We start from the raw sequence: 4,659 nt of genomic DNA, 5'->3' as shown, positions 1-4,659 counted from the left end.
CCGGGCACGCCGCGCCCTGGCCGGGTGGGGCCTGGCCCGAGCCGTCCCGCGAGGCGGTGGTTCACCCGCTGTTCCGGTCCGGAGAGAACGCGCTCCAGGGCTTCCTCGTGATGGGCGTCAGCCCGCGCCGCTCGCTGGACGCGGCGTACCAGGACTTCTTCGACCTGGCGGCCGGGCACATCGCGACGGCGGTCTCCAACGCGCGGGTCCACGAGGAGGGCCGCCTCACCACCCGCCGCGCGCAGCTGGGCGCGGACGTCGGCGCGGCGCTGACCCGCGCCGAGCCGCTGGGCGACCAGCTGCGGCAGTGCTGTGAAGCCATCGTGAAGCACGTGGACGCGGCGTTCGCGCGGATCTGGGTGCTGGACCCGGCGCGAAACGTCCTGGTGCTCCAGGCGAGCGCCGGCATGTACACCCACGTGGACGGCGCGCACAGCCAGGTGCCCGTGGGGGCGCTCAAGATCGGCGCCATCGCCCAGACGCTTCAGCCGCACCTCACCAACGACGTGCTGAACGACGAGCGCGTGGGCGACAAGGCCTGGGCGGCCCGCGAGGGCTTGCGCTCCTTCGCCGGCTATCCGCTCGTCGTGGGCGGGGAGCTGGCGGGCGTGATGGCGCTGTTCTCCCGGAACGTGCTGGACGCGGACACGCTGCGGCTGATGGCCTCCGTCTCCAACTCCATCGCCGTGGGCGTCGAGCGCAAGCGCGTGGAGGACGAGCGGACCCTGGCGCTGGCCCGGGAGCAGGCGGCGCTCGCCGAGGCCGAGCGGCAGCGCTCCCGGCTGGAGTCGCTCTTCATGCAGGCCCCCGCGGGCATCTGCGTCCTGCGCGGGAGCGACCACGTCTACGAGTTCGCCAACCCGCGCTACCTGGAGCTCATCGGGGGGCGCGACGTCGTGGGCAAGCCGCTGAGGGACGCGCTGCCTGAGCTGAAGGACATCGTCGTGCCGCTGCTGGACGGGGTGTACCGCTCGGGCGAGCCGTTCTTCGGGGACGCGCTCATGGTGCCGCTCATGCGCGAGGGCCGGCTGGAGGACCGCTTCTTCAACTTCATCTACCAGCCCATCTACGACGCCTCCCGGGCGGTGGAGGGCATCGCCGTCATCGCCTTCGAGGTGAGCGAGCAGGTCCGGGCCCGCCAGCGCGCGGAGCGGCTCACGCAGGAGCTGGCGGTCACCAACCAGGACCTCGATCAGTTCGCCTACGTCGCGTCACACGACCTGAAGGCCCCGCTGCGCGGCATCGCGAGCCTGTCGGAGTGGATTGAAGAAGCGCTCGTGGACAAGATGGACGGCGAGACGCGCGACCAGATGCGCCTGCTGCGCGGCCGCGTGCACCGGCTGGAGGCGTTGATCAACGGCATCCTCAGCTACTCGCGCGTCAGCCGGATCCGCGAGAAGGTGGAGGCGGTGGACGTCGGCGCGCTCCTGTCGGAGAGCCGGGATCTGCTCGCGCCCCCGCCGGAGGTGCGCATCGTCATCGGCGAGGGGATGCCCACGCTCCAGGCGGAGCGCGCGCCGCTGCAGCAGGTCTTCCTGAACCTGATGAGCAACGCCCTCAAGCACGCGGGGCGGCCGGACGTGCGCATCGACATCGGCTGCGCGGACGCGGGCGCGTTCCACGACTTCACGCTGAAGGACAACGGGCCCGGCATCGACCCGCGCTTCCACGAGCGCATCTGGGGCATCTTCCAGACGCTGGAGAGCCGCGACAAGGTCGAGGGCACGGGCATCGGGCTGTCCGTGGTGAAGAAGATCGTCGAGACCCGGGGCGGGCGCGTGGCCCTCGAGTCCGAGCCGGGCGCGGGCGCGACGTTCCACGTCTTCTGGCCCAAGCAGCCCCGCGTGCTTCCGTAGCCCGCGCGGGCTACGGAAGGCCGCGGGGCCCCGCGCTCACTCCAGGACGCGCTCCAGGGTCAGGAAGGGGCGCTGCGCGGGGATGTTCCGGCCGCGGCAGACCTCGATGAACTTGTTCGATTCGATCATCTGGGGCGCGGTCTCGTCGTACTGGAGCACCATGACGTGGCGCAGCCAGGGCTCCTGGCCCATGGCGTAGACGAACACCTCGCGCGGGTTCAGGTGGTTGAGGATCTCCGTGGCGCGGGCGCTGTCGGAGCCGTTGAGCCGCCGCGACTGGTCCATCTTGCGCGGCAGGGGCTGGCTGAGCAGCGGGCCGTACATCCAGCTCATCGGGCCGCCCTCGCACTCCATGCCCAGGTAGAGCGCGTCCAGCGGGCCCACCAGCTGCGCCAGGTGCTGGTACATGCGCGGCTCCAGCGCGTTGGAGTCCGCGGCCATCAGCATGGAGCGGCCCGCCAGCCGCACCAGGTGCGCCGTCTTCGCCTGCACCGCCAGGTCGCTGTGCTCGCCGATGAAGGGGATGCCCATCAGCGACCCGCCGGGGATGGCAATCTCCTGCAGGTCGTCGATTTCAATGACGTTGCGGAAGCCCGTCTTCTCCAGCACCAGCCGCAGCGACGGGTCCGCCAGCGAGTACGCGTTCGCGCGGGGCACGACGATGGTCCCGATGCGGTGACGCAGCTGCAGCAGCGTCTCCATCATCAGGTGGTCCGCGTGGCCGTGGGTGATGAGGACGTAGTCGATCTTCTCCGGCAGGTCCGCGTGGGTGAAGCGCTGCTGCTCGGTGGGGAACTCGTAGCTGATGACGGGGTCGGTGAGGACGGACACCTCCCGCGTCTCCATCAGCACGCACGCGTGGCCGAAGTAGCGCACGCGCACGCCGGGGCCGGTGTAGGGCTCCGGCTTGCGTGGGGCGGTCTCCGTGAAGAGGTCCGCGAACGCCTCCGCCGCGGACGCCGGCACGCCCAGCATCTCCGCCACCTGGCCGGGGCTGCCCGGCGTGTGGCGCATGCGGAAGAGCGCGTCGATGCCCTCGTGCCGGAAGGGCACCTGGAGCCACAGGGGCGAGTCCCCCTCCAGGCGCGGGGTGCTGAAGACGTACTTGCGAGCGTCGCCGGAGACGCGCATCAGCGAGATGCTCTGCGACGACTCCTTGTAGAGGCTGCTGCGGTAGAGCAGCGCCTCCATGATGCGGGCGTTGGCCCGGTGGGCCAGGTCATACGTGAGCTCCACGTAGCCCCGGAGCATCTCCGGCACCTTGGCGTAGAGCGGCTCCAGCGACTCGCCCTTGGAGCTGGCCAGCAGCTGCTCCAGGTCCGACACGGCCTTGGTGTAGGCCAGCATGTCCGCGTGATCCCGCATGGTGCGCTCCAGCAGCGCCTTCACGTCTCCCACGCGCGACACGGGGTGGTTGATGAAGGGGCCGCCCATCAGCGCCGGGTTCTGGAGCGCGGCCACGTGCACGTCCGGGTTCGCGACGAACGACTGCATCAGCTTCAGGTGCAGGCGGGACACGAACAGCGGCGCCGTGGCGGGGGAGATGAGGTACCACCACACGTACCACTGGTTGAACAGCGGCTCGATGGCGACATCGGGCTTCAGGTACATCGGGCGGTCGAGCATGGGGGCCTCGCGGGGGCGTCCGCCGGGACCCTTGGGGCCGGCGTAGGGGGGAGGTTGCTGCCAGGGTGGGGAAGCAGGCGCCCGGGCAAGCCCGGAAGCACGCGTGTCCCGGCAATGTTGATGATTCCCCGGCTGACTTCAAGGCACCGGCTGCCGTGCCAGGACCGGGGGAGGGCGCCCGGGGGGCCGGGAATCCAGTGCTGAGCTGGGGGTGATTCCGGGGAACCCTGGGCTGTCTTGGTGTCAAAGGTCACAGCTTCAGAGAAATGCAAGAACTACCGACATCGCATTTCTCGCTCGGTTTTTTTAGCGATAAAACAATGACCCTTTCGTGCAGGTCCGTCCCCCGGCGGCCCCTGCACGGCCATCCACCTTGAGGAACGTCGACCATGCTCTTGGCGAGCCACGCGTCGTCTATTGCGACCTTGCTGGATCTTCTCGAGGCACGGGTCCAGGGGGCGGCGGAGGCGCGGCTCTACACCTTCCTGGAGGAGGGTGAGGAAGGGGCGCTGACGTACGGGGGGCTGGCGTCACGGGCCAGGGCGATCGCCGTCGCGGTGGCGGCGCACGCGCGCGCGGGGGACCGGGTGGTGCTGCTGTATCCGCCGGGCCTGGAGTACGTGGCGGGGTTCTTCGGGTGCCTGTCCGCGGGGGCGGTGGCGGTGCCCGCGTACCCGCCGGATCCGTCGCGGCTGGAGCGCACGCTGCCGCGCCTGCGAGCCATCATCCAGGACGCGCGGGCGACGGTGGTGTTGACGACGTCGTTCGTGCTGTCGATGGCGGAGTTCCTGTTCGAGCAGGCGCCGGAGCTGCGGGACGTGAAGTGGCTGGCGACGGACGCGCTGTCGCCGGACGAGGCCTCCGCGTGGCGTGCGCCGGCGGTGACGGCCGACACGCTGGCGTTCCTCCAGTACACGTCCGGGAGCACGGGCACGCCCAAGGGCGTGATGCTCACGCACGGGAACCTGCTGCACAACCTGTCGCTCATCCATGGCGCGTTCCAGGCGCGGCCGGACAGCGTGGGCGTCATCTGGCTGCCGCCGTACCACGACATGGGTCTCATCGGCGGCATCCTGGAGCCGCTGTACGGGGGCTTCCACACGGCGCTGATGTCGCCGCTGTCGTTCCTCAAGCGGCCCATGGCGTGGCTGGAGGCGGTGTCGCGCTTCGGGGGCAC

General features: G+C 70.4%; 3 protein-coding genes. 2 read left to right on the top strand and 1 reads right to left on the bottom strand.

Going from position 1 to position 4,659, the window contains the following annotated elements; genetic code table 11:
• Positions 1 to 1,856, top strand: a 1,856-nt coding sequence (locus tag ACLEQD_RS37350; protein WP_410390647.1) for an ATP-binding protein, incomplete at its 5' end; no start/stop codon positions are given.
• Positions 1,857 to 1,892: 36 nt separating this feature from the next.
• Here the strand turns inward: ACLEQD_RS37350 and ACLEQD_RS37345 are convergent.
• Complete coding sequence (locus ACLEQD_RS37345; RefSeq protein WP_410390646.1) at positions 1,893 to 3,482, bottom strand: MBL fold metallo-hydrolase; 1,590 nt, start codon at positions 3,480 to 3,482, stop codon at positions 1,893 to 1,895.
• 389 nt (positions 3,483 to 3,871) lie between these two features.
• On the opposite strand from ACLEQD_RS37345, the gene ACLEQD_RS37340 reads away from it, so the two are divergent.
• Positions 3,872 to 4,659, top strand: a 788-nt coding sequence (locus ACLEQD_RS37340; RefSeq protein ID WP_410390645.1) for an AMP-binding protein, incomplete at its 3' end; no start/stop codon positions are given.

The sequence above is a fragment of the Corallococcus sp. 4LFB genome (assembly GCF_046520365.1).
GTDB classification, from domain to species: Bacteria; Myxococcota; Myxococcia; order Myxococcales; family Myxococcaceae; genus Corallococcus; species Corallococcus caeni.
This window is presented reverse-complemented; position numbering and strand designations above follow the sequence as displayed.

Excerpts from the sequence above, each read along its gene's own strand:
- ACLEQD_RS37345 (WP_410390646.1), bottom strand. The coding sequence starts at position 3,482 with ATGCTCGACCGCCCGATGTACCTGAAGCCCGATGTCGCCATCGAGCCG.